We start from the raw sequence: 16,708 nt of genomic DNA on the forward strand, positions 1-16,708 counted from the left end.
ATTTAAAAGACCGCTTTCATTAATAAGCTAATCTGTGTATGTAAGGCCTCGGTTGCACTATGCCAATGGTCATGAAAAAGATAACCGGCACCAATAAACAGACTAACCCATACAACCGCACCAAGATACGCAAACACAGCAAAATAGCGAAAGGGTAATTTTAACGCCCCAGCCACATAGCCAGTCAAGTGTCGAACACCGGGAATAAAATAACCGATCACTAACGCCCATTTACCGAAGCGTTCAAACCAATTGTGTGCAAGCTGATAACGCTTTTCGGTTAATCCGATATATCGTCCCCAACTTTGACTCAGATAATGACCTGTGGCTAAACCTAGACCATAACTACCGCTGATACCGCAACAACTTCCCGCATAAGCGGCTAGTAAACTTGGAACTATGGCTAGTTTTCCTTTGGCCATTAAAAATCCTAATAATAATAGTAAAGATTCTTCTGGTATGGGTAAGGCAAAAACTCCTAATCCAAACCAAACAAAAATCGCCAGACTACCATAGTGATTTAACCAAGGTAAAAAATGATCCAGCAAAGCGGGTAAGGACATAAAATGTATTCAATAAATAAAACCATTTAATAGCATCAACAGCCACCTATTAAAGTATAGCGTTGCAACCGACAATGATTATGCCATTGATGCTTTTTTTCTCAACTTAAGCAGGACGGGTAATCGCCTCTTCGATCTTTTTCAAATCCGCTTGACTTTTATCGGTTTGGCTCGCTGTCACTTGTTCCTCAAGGGAATTGATTATTTCTAATTGGTTGTCAGCCACTTGATTATCGAAAACATCAAAATCATCGTTACTGCTAATGATATCATCGTCATCGTCGTCGTCATCACTGACTCGAACATGATTCGAAGGATAAGGTAAAATAATTACCTGCGTACCAATATCCGCAAATTCTCTATTCAGCCACTGAGCATCGTCAACAAATAATCGCACGCAACCATGGCTCGCATTGTAGCCTGGCACACCACGTGAGCCGTGCATAGCAAAACCACCTTTAAAGAACATGCAATATGGCATCGGTGCACCGCCATAGGGTTTAGGGAATTTAGTTGAAGTACAACCAGGTCCCCGTTTATCATAAATTTTGAACGTTCCAGAAGGCGTATGACAAGGTCTCCCTAAATCTGGACACCAATTTTGACCACTTGATGCCGGCCCCCAGCGAATAATATTTCCAGCAGGACCATAAGCTGCCCAGGCATTTAATGCCGGCGAGTAAACAATCATTTTTCTACCAGAAGGCGCTCTATAGGGTGAAAATGGTGTATACTCCATCCAATTAGTTGCGTCGAGATTTCGTGGTGCAGCGATCCTCATTCCCGGCCAAATACCCGTATTCATACGGTTAATACGTTGGACCAATTCGCGTCGTTGTGGATTGGGAAATAAGGTATACCAAGTTTCCCCTCTCGCTACGACCAAGCAATACAATCGAGGATCATTACACAGGCTTTGTAATAACCACCCACGCGCGGCAAAGCTGTCACCATGCATAATGAAGAACACAACAAGCAATGCAATCAATAAACCAAATCTTATGAGTATACGCATAATTTCTCCTTCCGCTGAGTGAGGGCGGTTTTTTCGCTTTTTAAGAAAGCGTTACTCTTATTAAAATGATAGTCTATTTTTAAAGGCTAAGAAGAAATATCATGCTTAAATTTACTGAAAAAAACCGTAAATGGTGGATCCTACTCGCCATGTCCAGTTCCTTAGCACTGGTATTTATTGACCAAACGGCCTTAGCAGTCGCCTTACCGGCTATTCAGCGTGAACTGAATCTCAGTAATAGCCTCACACAATGGGTCATCAATGCTTATTTGTTAGCTTTAAGTGCCATCATCTTATTGGGTGGAAAAATTGGCGATAGATTAGGCCATAAACGTGCTTTTTTATTTGGCGTAACTGTTTTTGTACTGGCATCGGTATTAAGCGCCTTAGCCGAGTCTGGCGGGTGGTTAATCACGATGCGTGCCATACAAGGTATCGGCGGTGCGTTTATGATGCCTTCGACCAATGCTTTGGTCACTAACGCCTTTCCTGATAAGGAACGTGGCAAAGCGCTAGGAATTTATGTAGCCCTGGCGGCTATCTTCCTTGCCTTAGGACCTTTATTAGGAGGATTTTTAACTCAGGTATTTAGTTGGCGTGCCGTTTTCTGGATTAATTTTCCGATCGCTTTAATCAGTATTTTTCTAGCGATTTCCTCTGTTCCTGGCTGGACACGCACTGAAAAATTAAATATCGATTGGTTAGGATTTTTTATCTCCATCCTTTTCATTAGCGGATTTGTATTAGGTTTTATGGAAGGTCCTAATTGGGGCTGGACCTCTTTATCTAGTATTAGTTTATTTCTATTTAGCACACTCAGTCTTGTTTCTTTTATTGTATGGGAAAATAAAACCAGCAATCCATTAGTAGAATTAACTCTGTTTAAAAATCTAACTTTTTCTATTTTATTTAGTGTGCTGCTAATTATTCAAGCGGTGGGTATTGTATTTGTATTTTGGGCGATATTTCTACAAAATGTTTTATATTACACCCCTTTAAAAGCCGGCCTATTGCTGTTACCGGCTATGTTGCCTATTATTATTATGGCTCCGCTTGGTGGTCATTTACGTGATAAATACGGGCCCACGATACCGATGTTTTGGGGATCGTTACTTGTTATATTAAGTCTTATTTGGATAGGTATTTTTTGTCATCATCAAACCTATCCTATTTTATTTCCTGGTTTACTCGGTTTTGGTATTGGTATGCCCTTGATATTATCCGGCATTATGGTAACGGTAATGAATATGGTCAAAGTCGAACAACGAGGGATTGCTAGTGCGATATTGAATTGCTCACGACAATTTGGTACCTCGATAGGCTTAGCCGTGTTAGCAGGTTTGTTAGGCAGTTTAAATAAATGGCAACTCGGTTCTTTTTTAAAACACAGTGCGGCCCCCTTTTCCTCTCTGCAGGAATATCAAATTGATGGTTTATTAGTACAATCGGATCGCGCTATGCAAGCAGTCCGTCATTTGTCAGCACAAAATTTGCACCTGTTAAAAACAGCCGCCGCTAAAGCGTATACGACCTCCTTTAGTATCACCATGTTTGTCGCAGCTTTGTTTGGCTTGATTACCTTAACGCTAGTATCTAAGCTTCCACGTAAAAAGTAGATCAATTAAAAACCAGACATCCCGCATTCTTATCTATTTATTGATTAAATTAATTTCTTAAGTTTCTGCTAAGAAAACTAATTTATAATGCCAGCATTTTTTAGTCATTAAAACTTTTAATCTATTTAACTGCAAGGAAGTCACTCTTTATTTTTAAAAAAACCTAAGATCAATGCCTACTTCCTATGTTTTCGATTCCGCTTTAAACCTTAATAAATGCTTCCAAAACACTCCGCCTTTAACTCTACAAATCAATGATTTGCCTAAACTACCTGAAGCTTGGTTGACAGAATTAGAAAATAAATGTCGTCAAGTTACGCCCAACTTAGAAAAAAATATTTTTTTTAAACATGTCGGCCCTATTGCTCAATATAAACTTAAAAAACCTTTAAAAGAGCAATTATCATTTCTATATTATCGTGTTTCAGGTGGTTTAGACACGCCTCTAGGTCCTTTAGATAACGAATCAAGTAAAATATTATTACTCGAATTACTCGAAGATATCCATCAATGCACACCCGGTTTTCACATTCGGGTGAATAAACTGGTCAATTCACTACAAATACCAACCGATCTGGATCAGTTATTATATTTAGTTAGGAAAAGTATTATATTAGAAATTGCCGCCCACTTAACCAATACCGTTGAAGCGATATATCAAGTTCATGTTGTCGATCGGGTATGTCGAATTGCAAAAAAACAAGGCTTAGCTATAGAACCGAATATTCAAAACGATCAATACAAAAGTTTATTATCCGGTAGCACGATTCGTGAACGCTTAGAAGAATTTTCAACACACTATACGGCATTTAAAATTCCTTTTTTATTAGCTGAACAATTACAACTTATTTTAAATCAGCATGGATATAAAGGCCCTGAAGATATGGGTTATGCCACCGGTCCTGCAGAACATATGCTTGATATTATACAGCGATTTTTAACTCATCCCGCTAAGTCAAATACAAATAAATTTTGTCCTTTTTTCATTCTAGATAAGTTTGACGAATTTGGTGACGCAACGCGGATTTATGATATTAATTGGTCTTTGATTCGACAGCTTTTTTTTCAAAAATTAAACAACCATAACTATTATACCGCGGAACCACAAATAGTTGATTTAATGGATTACGCTTACTATCAAGCCCTAATCCCTAAAAAAGCGACTATTGAAACAGAAACTAAGCTTATTCATAATAAACTTTATGATCAAAATTTTATACTACTGTTTGACGAATTAATCTCAATTCAAGATAAGTTCCCTGATTATTGGAAAAAACTCATAACCCATCCACTGATAATAAAAAATCTTGACACTTTTTTTAATTTTTTAATAGCGCAGCCCCGTAACGTTTCTAATGCTCGAGAACTATTAAAAAAATTAAATTTTACTTATACCTTATTTTTTTCTCAAAACGATAAATTTATTTTAGACAACATCATCGTTGGAAATGCTAGTAAAAAAAATTTAACGGTAATGGATGTCAATCATAACCTACTCTTAAAATCAATTAGATATCGACCTGAAATTACTAAAAAAGCCTTTAGCCTTATTTTTGCTAAAAGTAATCACTCTCATCAAGTGTTTTTTAATCTTGCTGCCAAACAAAATAGTGAAGGCTCTAATCTTTTAATGCTAGCTGCGCGATACCATACCGAAACAATGCAACATATTTTGGGTTTATTAAATCAATTTATTAATTGTTTTGAAAAAGAAAACATTACCGAATTATTTTTTAGAAAAAACAAAGAGAACTGGAACTTTATTAGTTTAGCCGCTAAATATCGATCGGATGCTATGAAATTTATTTTTGATTTTATCAGTGAAAATCCTTATTATTTCGATGAAGAAATTCTCAATAAAATCTTCAATCAATCCACCTATTCTGAATGGAATTTTTTATACTTTTTAGCGCGCTATCAAACTAACGATGAAGTCACTATTTGTTTAGATTTTATCAGTGAAAAATTTAAACTTTCTAAAAATACCCAATGGCTAAAATTGATTTTAAACAATCACATGGGAAATATATTACGATTGGCGGCGCAATCCAATTTAAATGCACTCAGCAGTTTCTTAGCTTTCATTAATCAACATAGTGATCACATTGAACTCCCTAGTTTAAGTGATTTTTTCTTACATTCCAGTAAAAATAATTGGAACTGTTTACATGCCGCAGCGCGTTACTCTCCGAGCAATCTGTCTTTACTTTTACAGTTCATCAAAGAAAAGAGAGATAAATTTTCTGATATCGCAATAAAGAATTTATTTTTTGCACAAAACGATACCGGTCGTAATTTTTTAATGCTGGCGGCTCATTATCAAACAGCGGCCATCAATCGAATCATTGAATTCATGCAGCAGCAATCTCAAGTCTTCGACAGAGAAACCTTGAGAAACTTATTTTTACAACAAAATTCTGATGGTTGGAATTTTTTAAGCGCAGCGCATAACCAGCCCGGCAACCTACAGCTTTTTTTAAATTTTATCCTTGATAATTTCGATAAATTTAATACGAAAACGATTAAAGAAATTATCTTCCAGAAAAATAAACGTGGGTATACTTGTTTGCATCTTGCTGTCCGTTATCAACCGGATAGCATAAAAAATATTTTAGATTTTATCGATCAGTATATCGATAGTTTTACTCACGAATTTGAACAATTATTGCTCGCTAAAAATAAACATGAAAAAAATTTATTACTGCTTAGTTTAAACTATCAATCTGATGCAGCTATTCATTTTTTAAGTTTTTTTAATCAGCATGTTGATCGTTTTGCTACACTTAAAAATAATGAAATTTTTAAAAAGTTTATTTGTCAGACATTCCTATTAAGCAAGGATCAAACCTTAATTAAAACCACGCTGGCTATTCATAGTGATTTATTAGTTGATAATTTTTACCGATTAGCTTTCAATGAAATGACTATACCCCGCTGCACACAATTTTTTTCATTAAAAATGTGCTGCTCTAAACAACTAAAAACAGCTGCCCAAGCATTTAAAGATCTATTAAAAAGAGGTTTACACGCTAACGACTTAATGGAATTAAAAATCATGTATCCTGCTGTAGCCCGTGGAGAACTGGGTAAGCTTTATCAAGCGTTAAATCAGGTTTTTTGTAACAATAAAGAAACGCAACCCATCAATGAAATAAAGCATCCCTACCGCTTATAAAGGGATCATAGCATAGCAGGACTGAGTTAATCATTTATTTCGCCGCCATTCAGTCCCGGTGATACTATCCTCCAATACCACCCCTAAATTCAATAACTCATCACGTATCCTATCCGCTTCTTGCCAATTTTTAGCCGCTCTCGCTTCATTGCGTGCAATAATTAAAAGGTTAATTTTTTCTGCCTCGTTGCTATTTTGTACTAGGCCAAGTTTTAAAAACTGTTCTGGATCCTGTTGTAAAATACCTAAGATGCTTGCCAGACAGCGTAAACACTCCGCATAGTACTGCGCTTTTTTATTATTCGTTCCGCGAAAACGATTAATTTCACGTGCTAATTCAAATAAGACTGCTAAGGCGTCGGGTGTATTAAAATCATCATCCATCGCCGTTTGAAATTTTTCTAGGTATTCTCCTGAGAATTGCTCAGGAACAAAAGTTTGTGGCGCTTTACCCACCAAGCCGCGTAAGCTGGTATACAACCGTTGTAGTGCCGCCTGTGCGGTTTGTAAATTTTCTTGGCTGTACTGAATCGGACTACGATGATGGCTCGACACTAAGAAATAGCGTATCACTTCAGCTGGATATTCTTTTAAAACATCACGCAGCGTAAAAAAATTACCTAATGATTTAGACATTTTTTGACGATTGATTTGTACAAAACCCACATGGATCCAGGTATTAACAAACTTCTTAGCGGTTGCCCCTTCAGATTGAGCTATTTCATTTTGATGATGAGGAAATACCAGATCTAACCCTCCGCCGTGTATATCAAAATGTTCGCCTAAAGCCGCCATCGACATGGCCGAACATTCAATATGCCAACCGGGGCGCCCTACTCCCCAGGGAGATTCCCAACTCGGTTCGTTGGGTTTAGCTTTTTTCCATAACACAAAATCTAAAGGATCTCTTTTGGTAATATCGACAGCAACACGTGAACCATGGCGTAACTTTTCTAAATTTTGATGCGCTAATTCGCCATACGATTTAAATTTATTCACTGCATAACAAATATCACCATTTTCTGCCTGATAGGCATAACCTTTATCGAGCAAGATTTGAATTAAATCTACTATCTGTGGGATAGCATCCGTTGCTCTGGGTTCATGCGTCGGTGGCAGGATATTTAATTGGGCGAAATCTTCATGCATCGCTACTATCATGCGCTGTGTCAATGCTGACATGCTTTCATTATTTTCTTTGGCACGTTTGATGATCTTATCGTCAATATCAGTGATATTACGAACATAATTTACCTGATACCCTTGCATGCTTAAGTAACGCAGCATGACATCAAAAGCAACCAATACGCGAGCATGGCCAATATGACACAAATCATAGACCGTCATGCCACACACATACATACCGACTTTCTTGGCATGCAGGGGTCTAAATTTTTCTTTTTTTTGCGTTAACGTATTATAAATTTTTAGCATAGCATATTCTCTCGCGAATTTTTTCATTGCCTAACAGGCTAAATAATTTAGCCAGCTCAGGACCATCGTGACGCCCCGTTAATACCAAGCGTAAGGGTGAAAACAAAGCTTTGCCTTTAAGATTTAATTTTTCTTGTAACTGTTTTATTAAAACTTTAAAATCTGTATTGCTTTGCTCTAATAAGTCTAAGAGTGTCTGCCAATACAATGGATCAACTTTTTGTAAGAATTCCTTCACTTCTCGGGTAAAACTTAATCCCTTAGATTCTGCAAATAAAATAGTCGCCCATTCTACTGCTTGCTCAGGAAAACAAATTGTCGAACGCATCAACTCTATAAATTCTAATTCAGCCACACAAGGCACTAAATTTTTTATTTTAGGCTCTAACCATTCGTACAGTTTATCATTAGAAATATGTAATAAAGCTTGTTTTTGCCAATATAATAATTGGGTTGGGTCATAGTGTGCCGGTGATTTTCCGAGACGACTCGGTGAAAATTGATCGGCTAAAGCATGAATATCAAGAAAACTTGGATTAGGATAAGTATGACCTAAGCGTGCTAAATAATTCTGTAAGGCTTCGGCAAAATAACCTGCTTCCCGCAAACCTTTAATACTAAAACTCCCATGACGTTTTGATAAAGGCGCACCATCCTCACCGACAATTAATGCCATATGCCCATAAGCCGGAATATTTAAACCTAAAGCCTGCAATAACATAATTTGCCGTGGTGTGTTGGTGAGATGATCTTCACCACGCAATACATGCGTAACTTTCATTAATGCATCATCAATCGCGTTACAAAAGAAAAATGCGGCTGAACCATCACTCCGCTGAATCACAAAATCGCCGATATCATCACTGGAAAAGCTTTGCTTGCCTTTGACAAAGTCATCAAAACGTATCACTTGCTTAGGTAAAACATGAAAACGCAAACTCGCTAACTGACCTCGAGCCTTTTTTTCGGCCACTTGCTCGGTAGTTAATTGACGACATTGGCCGCTATAACGTGGTGGTTTGCCCAGTGCCAGCTGATGTTTACGCATCATGAGCAATTCCGATTCACTACAAAAACAAGGGTAAGCACGACCGATACTAACTAATTGTTCATAATAAAGCGTGTAAATCGCTTGCCTTTGCGATTGGTAATAAGGCCCCAGGCCTTTTTCTTGACCAGGACCTTCCTGCCAAGGTAAACCTAACCAGAGTAAGTCTTCCTCTAATTCTTTAGCCAGCGCCAATAGCGAGCGCGTTGCATCACTGTCTTCTATCCGCAATAAAAAACAACCGGCCTGTGAATGGGCCAACAAAAAATTAAATAACGCGGTTCTAGCATTTCCTAAATGGATATGGCCGGTAGGACTAGGTGCAAAACGAGTTTTCATAATCAACTACTTGTTTAAAATTTTGGTAGGTTCATCCAAGATGTTTAACTATTATTAGGGTTAAAAAATATCATCACGACCTGCTAATTTACGCTATGATTAAGTCCTATGTCGACCCTCTTTATATCCGATTTACATCTCAGTAGCGACCAACCTGCCATAACGCAGTTGTTTCTAAATTTCTTACAGTACCAAGCCAAGCAAGCTGAAGCTTTATATATATTAGGTGATCTATTTGAAATTTGGGTAGGTGACGATAATTTAAGCACCTACAATCAAAGCATTATAGCGGCACTCGCTGAATTAACGGCCAGTGGCATAGCAACTTACTTCATGCCCGGGAATCGCGACTTTCTCATAGGTAAACGTTTTATTCAGCAAACGGGCTGCCGCTATCTTACTGATCCGACAATGATTGATTTGTATGGAAATCCCACATTACTCACACATGGTGATAGTTGGTGCACATTAGACAAACATTACCAACGCTATCGGCGCTGGTCGCGTAATCCCTTTTGGCAATTTTTATTTTTACATCTACCTTTAGTATGGCGACAAAAAACTGCTAATTTCTTACGTAATCAAGAACATTCCACCACACCGACTGATGCGACGAAATATGATGTAACCCTGCCTGATATGTTAGCTTTCTTAAAACACTATTCAGGTACACAACAAATCATCCATGGTCACACTCATTTACCGAGTATTCAATTAATAAAAATTGCGGATGATACATGGATAAAACGTTTTGTGTTAAGCGACTGGACTTCTAAGCAAGGGAATGTATTAAGCGCATTACCGAATCATAGCTTTGAATTAATCTATTTCAACTAGTCTCGATTAGCTTACCGTTTAAAATCAAAGACGTATTACGTATACTGGATACCTTACAAACTAACGAATTATGTCCTTGTCATTGGAAAAAAGGCGGAGCCCCCCCTAGCATCGCACTGTAGACCAAACCATAACCTTTCAGGAGATTATTATGATCCTAACGATAGAAACATTCAAAAACAAACTGTTAGACAGTGCAAAAGATATTAAACTAAATCTATCGAACATTTTAACAGAAGAAGGCTCACCGGATTTAAGCAAAAAACAAATCGGCGGCATTGCACTGGCTTCGGCGTATAGCATAAAAAATACAGCCTTAATAGGAGCCGTTTTATCGGAGTTTAAATCTATATTGTCAGAAGCAGAAATTAACGCTGCCAAATCCGCAGCCACTATCATGGCAATGAATAATATTTATTATCGATTCATTCATTTGGTTAATGATAAAGAATTTTCGAGTATGCCGACTAATTTACGCATGGGTGTGATTAGCGATCCAGGTGTCGATAAAGTGAATTTTGAATTAAATTGTTTAGCGGTATCGGTAATCAATGGTTGTGGCCTGTGCATTGAAGCCCATACTCGCGGCCTGATAAAAAATGGTGTCAATAAACTGGGGATGCAATCGAGTGTGCGTATCGCGTCAGTATTAAATGCTGCAGCGGTTGCCTTCGAAATTGCAACACTTCAAGAATAATTAATCTAAATAGCTTGTTTACTGAGTAGTTTATACTCAGTAAACAGCATTCGCTTAATAAACCTTTTGCTCAAATTAGTATTGAGCTTTCTGTATTTCAAGATGACTATGTATAGACTCGGGTAAGAAACTACTCAACCAATCTTCTAAAGGTTGGAAATGTGGTACTAATACGGACTCTTGCCAAGATGCTTCTTTAGCGAACGGAGTTAAACTGACCAGCATCATTAATAACACTACCACTAAAATTCCGCGTGCAATTCCAAAAATAATCCCTAACACACGATCAGTGCCGCTTAATCCAGTATTCGCGACAAGTTGACCGATCAAATAATTAATCAGCATACCCAATATTAATGTCACTAGGAATAAACCGACAAAACTAACCACTAACCTGACTGAATCAGAATGAATAAAATTTACCAGTAAATCAGCAATATAACGATAAAAAATAAAGCTGACTGCAATCGCGGCAACCCAAATAACCAAAGAAATCACTTCGCGCACAAAGCCTCGCATGACGCTAATTAATACGGACAGCGCAATGATGGCGATAATGGTGTAATCGATCCAATTAAATGTAGACATCAGAAAAACCTTAGAATAGTGTAAAGAATTTTAAACGTGTAGATAGCACCCCGTTGGGTTATATAGTATAAACTACTTTTTTAAAGTAGTGATATTAATAACGTTTGAAAACGGAGAAAGCCTATATCTTAGGACAAAAAAAGACCGATAGTATTTTAAATACAAACCCATTAACTCCTCTATCACTTAATTTTTAATTAATTCAAAGGAAGTAGTGTCATGTGGCAATCGAATTCTACTCTTGACGCAGGAACTCTGTTACGTCGCGCTGCAGCCGAAGGAGACGTAGACAAAGTTAGAAGCTTGTTAGATAAAAACTTTATCAATCATAAAAGTTCAAATGATAATACCGCATTACACTGGTCTATCGTCAATAAACATTATGCCGTCACGAAGCTCTTATTAACTCTCTCTGGCATCCATGTCGACGCTAAAAATAAACAAGGTGATACACCTCTACATTTAGCGACAAAACAAGACGATAAAAAAACCGTCTATCGTTTACTAAAAGCCGGTGCGGGGAAAAAAAATATAACCGACAAAAAAGGACTTTCTCCTTTAGATTATGCTTTGGATAAAAATTGTAGTTTTATAGTCGCTAAATTAAAACAAATACTTCCTAATATGACTTTTAAAAAGGATCATCAGCTTGCCGAACAAGCCTATGAAAAATTTAAAACAAACAATCCTAATCTACTACGCAATAAGAAAATCTTTGATCCTAATTATCTTTTTAATGATAAAGTGGCTCGTTATTTTCTACCGGGCAACCCGTTCACGTTAGTCGGGATACAAGCCGCCATAGAGAAAGGTGTCCTTAATCCGCATAAATTATTTTGTTCGGGTAATTTACTGCAAAGCGCAGCCGTTTCTCGAGTTGATACCTGTTAAAAATTTCGTTGGCTACTCGAACAAGATGTCGATCCTAATCTGCAAGCCTGCCACGAGATAAATCCTTGTTCTTATAAAAACACTGCGTTACATACACTGATTGCTAACGAAGATGAAAAGGATGCGCTAGTGTTCATCGACATGCTGAATGCTAATCAAAAATTTAATTTTAATTTGACGGATAGTGAAGGAAAAACCTGTCTTTGTTTAGCGACAAAAGTAGGTTTATCTAACGTGGCTAAGAAACTAATTAAACTAAAAGATAGAATTGATGTCAATGTTCCTGATGAAGACGGTAATACGCCTCTACACTATGCGCTTCTATTAGGACATTCATCCATTGCGACTGAACTGCTTGCCCATCAAGCGAACAAAAATGCAAAAAATAAAGAGAACAAAAACCCTTATGAATTATTAATCTCAACCGATAGTGAAGATGTTAGGGACTGTTTAGAGATCATTTGGATTAATCCAGATAAAAAAGTTAAACCTTCTAGAAAAACTTACATTCAACTGTGTATGGAAAATAGAGAGCGCGCTAAAAATGAGTGGGTTACTATTTTTACCAATACCAACCTACCTATAGCGCATAAAAGAAAAAGCATTTGTTTTCTCTTAGCCGCAGCAACCGGTGATTTAACTAAGCTGAAAAACCACTGCGATAGTTTTACACTAAATCAAGTTAACGCAAAAGGAAATACTGCTTTACATTTAGCCTGTGAGCACGGACATGATGAAATTATAACCTATCTTTTAGAACAACCTGGAATCAATCTTGACAAAAAAAATAATGAAAACATAAAAGCAATTGATCTATTGAGTAATCCATTACTTGCGACATTATTCAAAGAAAAATTTTTTGGTATAGAAGAAAAAACAACTGAAGATAAAAAAGATAATGGTAATCGATTAGTTCAGGATTCAGGAACTCTCAGTAACAAAACGAAATGGGCTTTAAGCAATTAATAATAATAGAATCTCAAAGCTTAGCTTACTAATCGGTCATTTTATAATCAAGCCAATAAACTAAATATGGACCTTAATAATTCCATCCAACGTGTAGACACTATGTAATCGATAACCCGCAGCCAATAACGCTTCTTTGCCGCCTTGCTGTCTATCCACTAACACAACGATATCTTTTACTTGTATATCGTGTTTTTTTAAAATCTCCGCTATCTGTAACACACTGCCACCGGTAGTGACGACATCTTCAACGATTAAACAATCTTGACCGAGTTTAAAAACTCCTTCGATTTGTTTTTTAGTCCCATATTCTTTAATTTCTTTTCGACACATTAGCATCGGCAGGTTTTGATCGAGTGAAATAGCCGTAGCCATAGGTAATGCGGTATAAGGCACACCACATAACAAACTCGGTTTAAGATGTTTTATCTTACCCCACAAGGCATTAGCAACGGCCCGCAATAGCGGCGGATAGGAAATAATTGAGCGACAATCGATATAGATCGGCGAAATTTCACCGCTACGTAACGTAAAATTGCCCCATTTAATCACACCCAGGTTAATTAACGCATCGAGTAATTTTTGTTTTTCCATCATTAGGCTTAAGGCTTAATTAAGATTGTCGCTATCCGTTTTCTCTGGCGCTAAATGTATCAATGTATCGGTTTGTTCTGGACTTGCGATCAAATCTTCTTCGATACGTTCTAAACCCACTAAGCTTTCACCTTCATTCAGTCGTATCAGCCGTACCCCTTGTGAATGACGGCCCGCCACACGAATTTCAGCAACCCGTGTACGCACTAACGTCGCTTTATTGGTAATTAACATGACTTCATCCGAAGGTAGTACTTGCACCGCAGCGACTACATTTCCATTACGTTCTGTGGTTTTAATCGCGACCACACCGCTACCGCCACGACTCGTCAAGCGATGCTCAGGAACAGGCGTGCGTTTACCATAACCCTGACTGGTTGCTGTTAAGATTAATCCTTCAGGCTTAGCAATGATTAAGGAAATAACTTGCTGTCCTTCTTGTAATTTAACACCTCTTACACCACAGGCCGTACGTCCCATACAACGGACTTTACTTTCATTAAAACGTATGACCTTACCCGCATTAGTAAACAATAAAACATCTTGCTGACCATCGGTTAATGCAACGCCCACTAAACGATCACCTGCTCTCAAATCAATCGCAATAATTCCGTCGTTACGTGGTCTAGAAAAATCAATCAAACTGGTTTTTTTCGTCGTACCATTCGCCGTAGCCATAAAGATAAAATATTCGGCACTATAATTCTGTACAGGTAAGACGGCAGTAATCCGTTCCGTTTCACCTAAAGGTAATAAATTAACGATAGGACGACCTTTGGCAATCCGACTACCTTCGGGTAATTTATACACTTTTAGCCAATAGACTTTACCCACGCTAGAGAAACACAATAACGTAGCATGCGTATTGGCAATTAATAAATGTTCAATAAAATCTTCTTCTTTGACATCGCCTGACGATTTCCCTCGACCACCCCGACGTTGTGCGTGATAAACATCTAAACTTTGTCGTTTGACATAACCTTCATGCGACAATGTCACCACCACATCCTCGGCAGGAATCAAATCTTCTTCATTAATTTCAGCATCAACACTAATAATTTCGGTACGTCGTGGATCAGCGAATTCTTCTTTAATTGCTATCAGTTCATCATGAATCACCTGACGCAAGCGTTCCGGTTGATTTAAGATATCTAATAAATCAACAATAATATCTAATTGATCGCGATATTCTTTTAAAATTTTCTCTTGTTCAAGGCCCGTTAAACGATGTAAACGCAGTTCGAGTATTGCTTGCGCCTGTTCAGGTGATAATCGATAACTACTTTCGCCTTTTTTTACTCCATATTCATGCGCTGCATCTATCGTTAATTGGGTTTCCAGCAAATCGGTTTTAGTCAGCATCTCAGCCACCATACCTAATTGCCAAGTCTGTGCTAACAGCTGAGATTTGGCATCCGCGGGATCCTTAGCGGTCTTAATCAACGCGATCATCGGATCAATGTTCACTAAAGCAATGCCTAAACCTTCTAAGATATGGGCACGTTCTCGGGCTTTCCGTAATTCAAAGATCGTACGCCGCGTCACCACTTCTCGACGATGTGCTAAAAATTCGATAATTAATTGTTTGAGATTAAGTAAGACGGGTCTGCCATCGACCAAAGCCACCATATTAATACCAAACGTGACTTGCAATTGAGTTTGCGCAAATAAATTATTCAATAACACATCCACGTTTTCACCGCGCCGTACTTCAATCACCATGCGCATACCGTCTTTGTCGGATTCATCGCGCAATGCAGTAATCCCTTCAATACGTTTTTCCTTTACCAATTCAGCAATTTTCTCGATAAGTTTTGCTTTGTTTACTTGGTAAGGGAGCTCGGTCACAATAATTCGTTGTTTATTCGATTTTTCATCCTGTTCGAGTTCGATACGCGCTCTAACAAATACTCGCCCACGACCACTGTGATACGCCTCAATAATGCCTTGCTTACCATAAATTAAACCCGCCGTCGGAAAATCAGGTCCTTTAATAAAGTTCATCAAACGTTCTATGGTCAATTCAGGATCGGCTAATAAGGCCACACTGGCATCGATGACTTCAGCAAGATTATGCGGTGGGATATTAGTCGCCATACCGACCGCAATCCCTGAAGAACCATTGACCAGTAGATTAGGTACGCGGGTCGGTAATACGGTAGGAATCTGTTCTGTTTCATCATAGTTTGGTGCAAAATCGACAGTTTCTTTAGCTAAATCTGCTAGCAAGGCATGTGCCAGCTTCGACATCCGAATTTCGGTATAACGCATCGAAGCCGCGGAATCACCATCAACCGAACCAAAGTTACCTTGGCCGTCAATCAACACAGAACGCATGGAAAAGGTTTGCGCCATACGCACGATGGTATCGTAAATCGCCCCATCACTATGTGGATGGTATTTACCAATTACGTCACCCACCACACGAGCAGACTTTTTATGCGGCTTATTCCAATCGTTGCCAAGCTCACTCATGGCAAATAAAACTCGCCTATGTACCGGCTTTAAGCCATCTCGCACATCAGGTAACGCTCGACCTACTATGACACTCATAGCATAAGCCAAGTAGGACTGCTTTAGTTCCTTTTCAACTGTTACTGAAATAATTTCATTAGCCACTGATTCTGCCATAAAAGCGCAAACCTATTGATACGTAAAAAGTTCTAGATAGTTATACTCACAGCAATTGGATTTTTGGCAAGTGCCGCAACCATGCAGCAATCTGGGTATATACAATAACCCTGTGGATTGCGAGTTGGGCGACAAACAGGCAAAAATTCAAGCCCAAAGAGTATACCATAAATAGGCTTAACTGGCAGTGTGATCCAGTAAAATTTTTAAACAAAAGAAGCGTTTTTCCTTGATTTAATAGGAAACTTCAGAGGATAAATTTAGACTTTTCCTGGCTATCCTATGCTGCTTAAAACAGCGTAGGATAGGTCCAA

Annotated in this window: 13 protein-coding genes; 6 read left to right on the top strand and 7 right to left on the bottom strand. The window is 38.1% G+C overall.

Annotated features, from left to right (window positions below; translation table 11 throughout):
• Positions 1-2 precede the first annotated feature (2 nt).
• Both A1D18_RS03005 and A1D18_RS03010 read right to left on the bottom strand, forming a co-directional pair.
• Positions 3-563, bottom strand: coding sequence for a DedA family protein (locus A1D18_RS03005; protein ID WP_071662340.1), 561 nt, complete (start codon positions 561-563; stop codon positions 3-5).
• Between the two features lie 106 nt (positions 564-669).
• Entirely contained in the window at positions 670-1,578 is a 909-nt protein-coding gene (locus A1D18_RS03010; protein ID WP_071662341.1) for a L,D-transpeptidase, read from the bottom strand.
• Positions 1,579-1,679: 101 nt separating this feature from the next.
• On the opposite strand from A1D18_RS03010, the gene A1D18_RS03015 reads away from it, so the two are divergent.
• Together A1D18_RS03015 and A1D18_RS03020 are read left to right on the top strand one after the other, a co-directional pair.
• Positions 1,680-3,194 (top strand): MFS transporter, encoded by a 1,515-nt coding sequence (locus A1D18_RS03015; protein ID WP_071662342.1) that lies wholly within the window; start codon positions 1,680-1,682, stop codon positions 3,192-3,194.
• Positions 3,195-3,366: 172 nt separating this feature from the next.
• Entirely contained in the window at positions 3,367-6,369 is a 3,003-nt protein-coding gene (locus A1D18_RS03020; protein WP_071662343.1) for a hypothetical protein, read from the top strand.
• A 30-nt stretch (positions 6,370-6,399) separates the two neighbouring features.
• On the opposite strand, the gene cysS is transcribed toward A1D18_RS03020, so the two are convergent.
• Both cysS and gltX read right to left on the bottom strand, forming a co-directional pair.
• Positions 6,400-7,803 (bottom strand): cysteine--tRNA ligase, encoded by a 1,404-nt coding sequence (gene cysS, locus A1D18_RS03025; RefSeq protein ID WP_071662515.1) that lies wholly within the window; start codon positions 7,801-7,803, stop codon positions 6,400-6,402.
• Positions 7,787-9,190, bottom strand: coding sequence for a glutamate--tRNA ligase (gene gltX / locus A1D18_RS03030; protein ID WP_071662344.1), 1,404 nt, complete (start codon positions 9,188-9,190; stop codon positions 7,787-7,789). Before gltX ends, cysS begins: the two co-directional genes overlap by 17 nt.
• Before the next feature lie 108 nt (positions 9,191-9,298).
• Here gltX and A1D18_RS03035 point away from each other — a divergent pair, with 108 nt between their 5' ends.
• Both A1D18_RS03035 and A1D18_RS03040 read left to right on the top strand, forming a co-directional pair.
• Positions 9,299-10,027 carry a UDP-2,3-diacylglucosamine diphosphatase gene (locus A1D18_RS03035; protein ID WP_071662345.1) on the top strand — a complete coding sequence of 243 codons (729 nt, stop codon included), beginning with the start codon at positions 9,299-9,301 and terminating at the stop codon, positions 10,025-10,027.
• A 151-nt stretch (positions 10,028-10,178) separates the two neighbouring features.
• Entirely contained in the window at positions 10,179-10,724 is a 546-nt protein-coding gene (locus A1D18_RS03040; protein ID WP_071662346.1) for a carboxymuconolactone decarboxylase family protein, read from the top strand.
• Between the two features lie 75 nt (positions 10,725-10,799).
• On the opposite strand, the gene A1D18_RS03045 is transcribed toward A1D18_RS03040, so the two are convergent.
• On the bottom strand, positions 10,800-11,312 hold the full coding sequence (locus A1D18_RS03045; protein WP_071662347.1) for a CvpA family protein: 513 nt from the start codon (positions 11,310-11,312) through the stop codon (positions 10,800-10,802).
• 219 nt (positions 11,313-11,531) lie between these two features.
• On the opposite strand from A1D18_RS03045, the gene A1D18_RS03050 reads away from it, so the two are divergent.
• Entirely contained in the window at positions 11,532-12,203 is a 672-nt protein-coding gene (locus A1D18_RS03050) for an ankyrin repeat domain-containing protein (RefSeq protein ID WP_071662348.1), read from the top strand.
• A 129-nt stretch (positions 12,204-12,332) separates the two neighbouring features.
• A complete protein-coding gene (locus tag A1D18_RS03055; protein ID WP_143750419.1) occupies positions 12,333-13,169 on the top strand; it encodes an ankyrin repeat domain-containing protein in 837 nt (278 codons plus the stop codon).
• Between the two features lie 60 nt (positions 13,170-13,229).
• Here the strand turns inward: A1D18_RS03055 and A1D18_RS03060 are convergent, their stop codons facing one another.
• Both A1D18_RS03060 and gyrA read right to left on the bottom strand, forming a co-directional pair.
• Positions 13,230-13,766 carry an orotate phosphoribosyltransferase gene (locus A1D18_RS03060; RefSeq protein WP_245756772.1) on the bottom strand — a complete coding sequence of 179 codons (537 nt, stop codon included), beginning with the start codon at positions 13,764-13,766 and terminating at the stop codon, positions 13,230-13,232.
• A gap of 12 nt (positions 13,767-13,778) precedes the next feature.
• Entirely contained in the window at positions 13,779-16,394 is a 2,616-nt protein-coding gene (gene gyrA, locus A1D18_RS03065) for a DNA gyrase subunit A (RefSeq protein WP_071662350.1), read from the bottom strand.
• Positions 16,395-16,708 lie beyond the last annotated feature (314 nt).

The sequence above is a fragment of the Candidatus Rickettsiella isopodorum genome, from assembly GCF_001881495.1.
In the GTDB taxonomy this organism is placed as follows: domain Bacteria; phylum Pseudomonadota; class Gammaproteobacteria; order Diplorickettsiales; family Diplorickettsiaceae; genus Aquirickettsiella; species Aquirickettsiella isopodorum.

What these genes read in the sequence shown, in the direction of transcription:
- A1D18_RS03020 (WP_071662343.1), top strand. Translation starts at nt 3,367, where the DNA reads ATGCCTACTTCCTATGTTTTCGATTCCGCTTTAAACCTTAATAAATGC.
- gyrA (WP_071662350.1), bottom strand. Translation starts at nt 16,394, where the DNA reads ATGGCAGAATCAGTGGCTAATGAAATTATTTCAGTAACAGTTGAAAAG.
- A1D18_RS03040 (WP_071662346.1), top strand. Translation starts at nt 10,179, where the DNA reads ATGATCCTAACGATAGAAACATTCAAAAACAAACTGTTAGACAGTGCA.
- A1D18_RS03060 (WP_245756772.1), bottom strand. Translation starts at nt 13,766, where the DNA reads ATGATGGAAAAACAAAAATTACTCGATGCGTTAATTAACCTGGGTGTG.
- A1D18_RS03015 (WP_071662342.1), top strand. Translation starts at nt 1,680, where the DNA reads ATGCTTAAATTTACTGAAAAAAACCGTAAATGGTGGATCCTACTCGCC.
- gltX (WP_071662344.1), bottom strand. Translation starts at nt 9,190, where the DNA reads ATGAAAACTCGTTTTGCACCTAGTCCTACCGGCCATATCCATTTAGGA.
- A1D18_RS03035 (WP_071662345.1), top strand. Translation starts at nt 9,299, where the DNA reads ATGTCGACCCTCTTTATATCCGATTTACATCTCAGTAGCGACCAACCT.
- A1D18_RS03010 (WP_071662341.1), bottom strand. Translation starts at nt 1,578, where the DNA reads ATGCGTATACTCATAAGATTTGGTTTATTGATTGCATTGCTTGTTGTG.
- A1D18_RS03050 (WP_071662348.1), top strand. Translation starts at nt 11,532, where the DNA reads ATGTGGCAATCGAATTCTACTCTTGACGCAGGAACTCTGTTACGTCGC.
- A1D18_RS03005 (WP_071662340.1), bottom strand. Translation starts at nt 563, where the DNA reads ATGTCCTTACCCGCTTTGCTGGATCATTTTTTACCTTGGTTAAATCAC.
- A1D18_RS03045 (WP_071662347.1), bottom strand. Translation starts at nt 11,312, where the DNA reads ATGTCTACATTTAATTGGATCGATTACACCATTATCGCCATCATTGCG.
- cysS (WP_071662515.1), bottom strand. Translation starts at nt 7,803, where the DNA reads ATGCTAAAAATTTATAATACGTTAACGCAAAAAAAAGAAAAATTTAGA.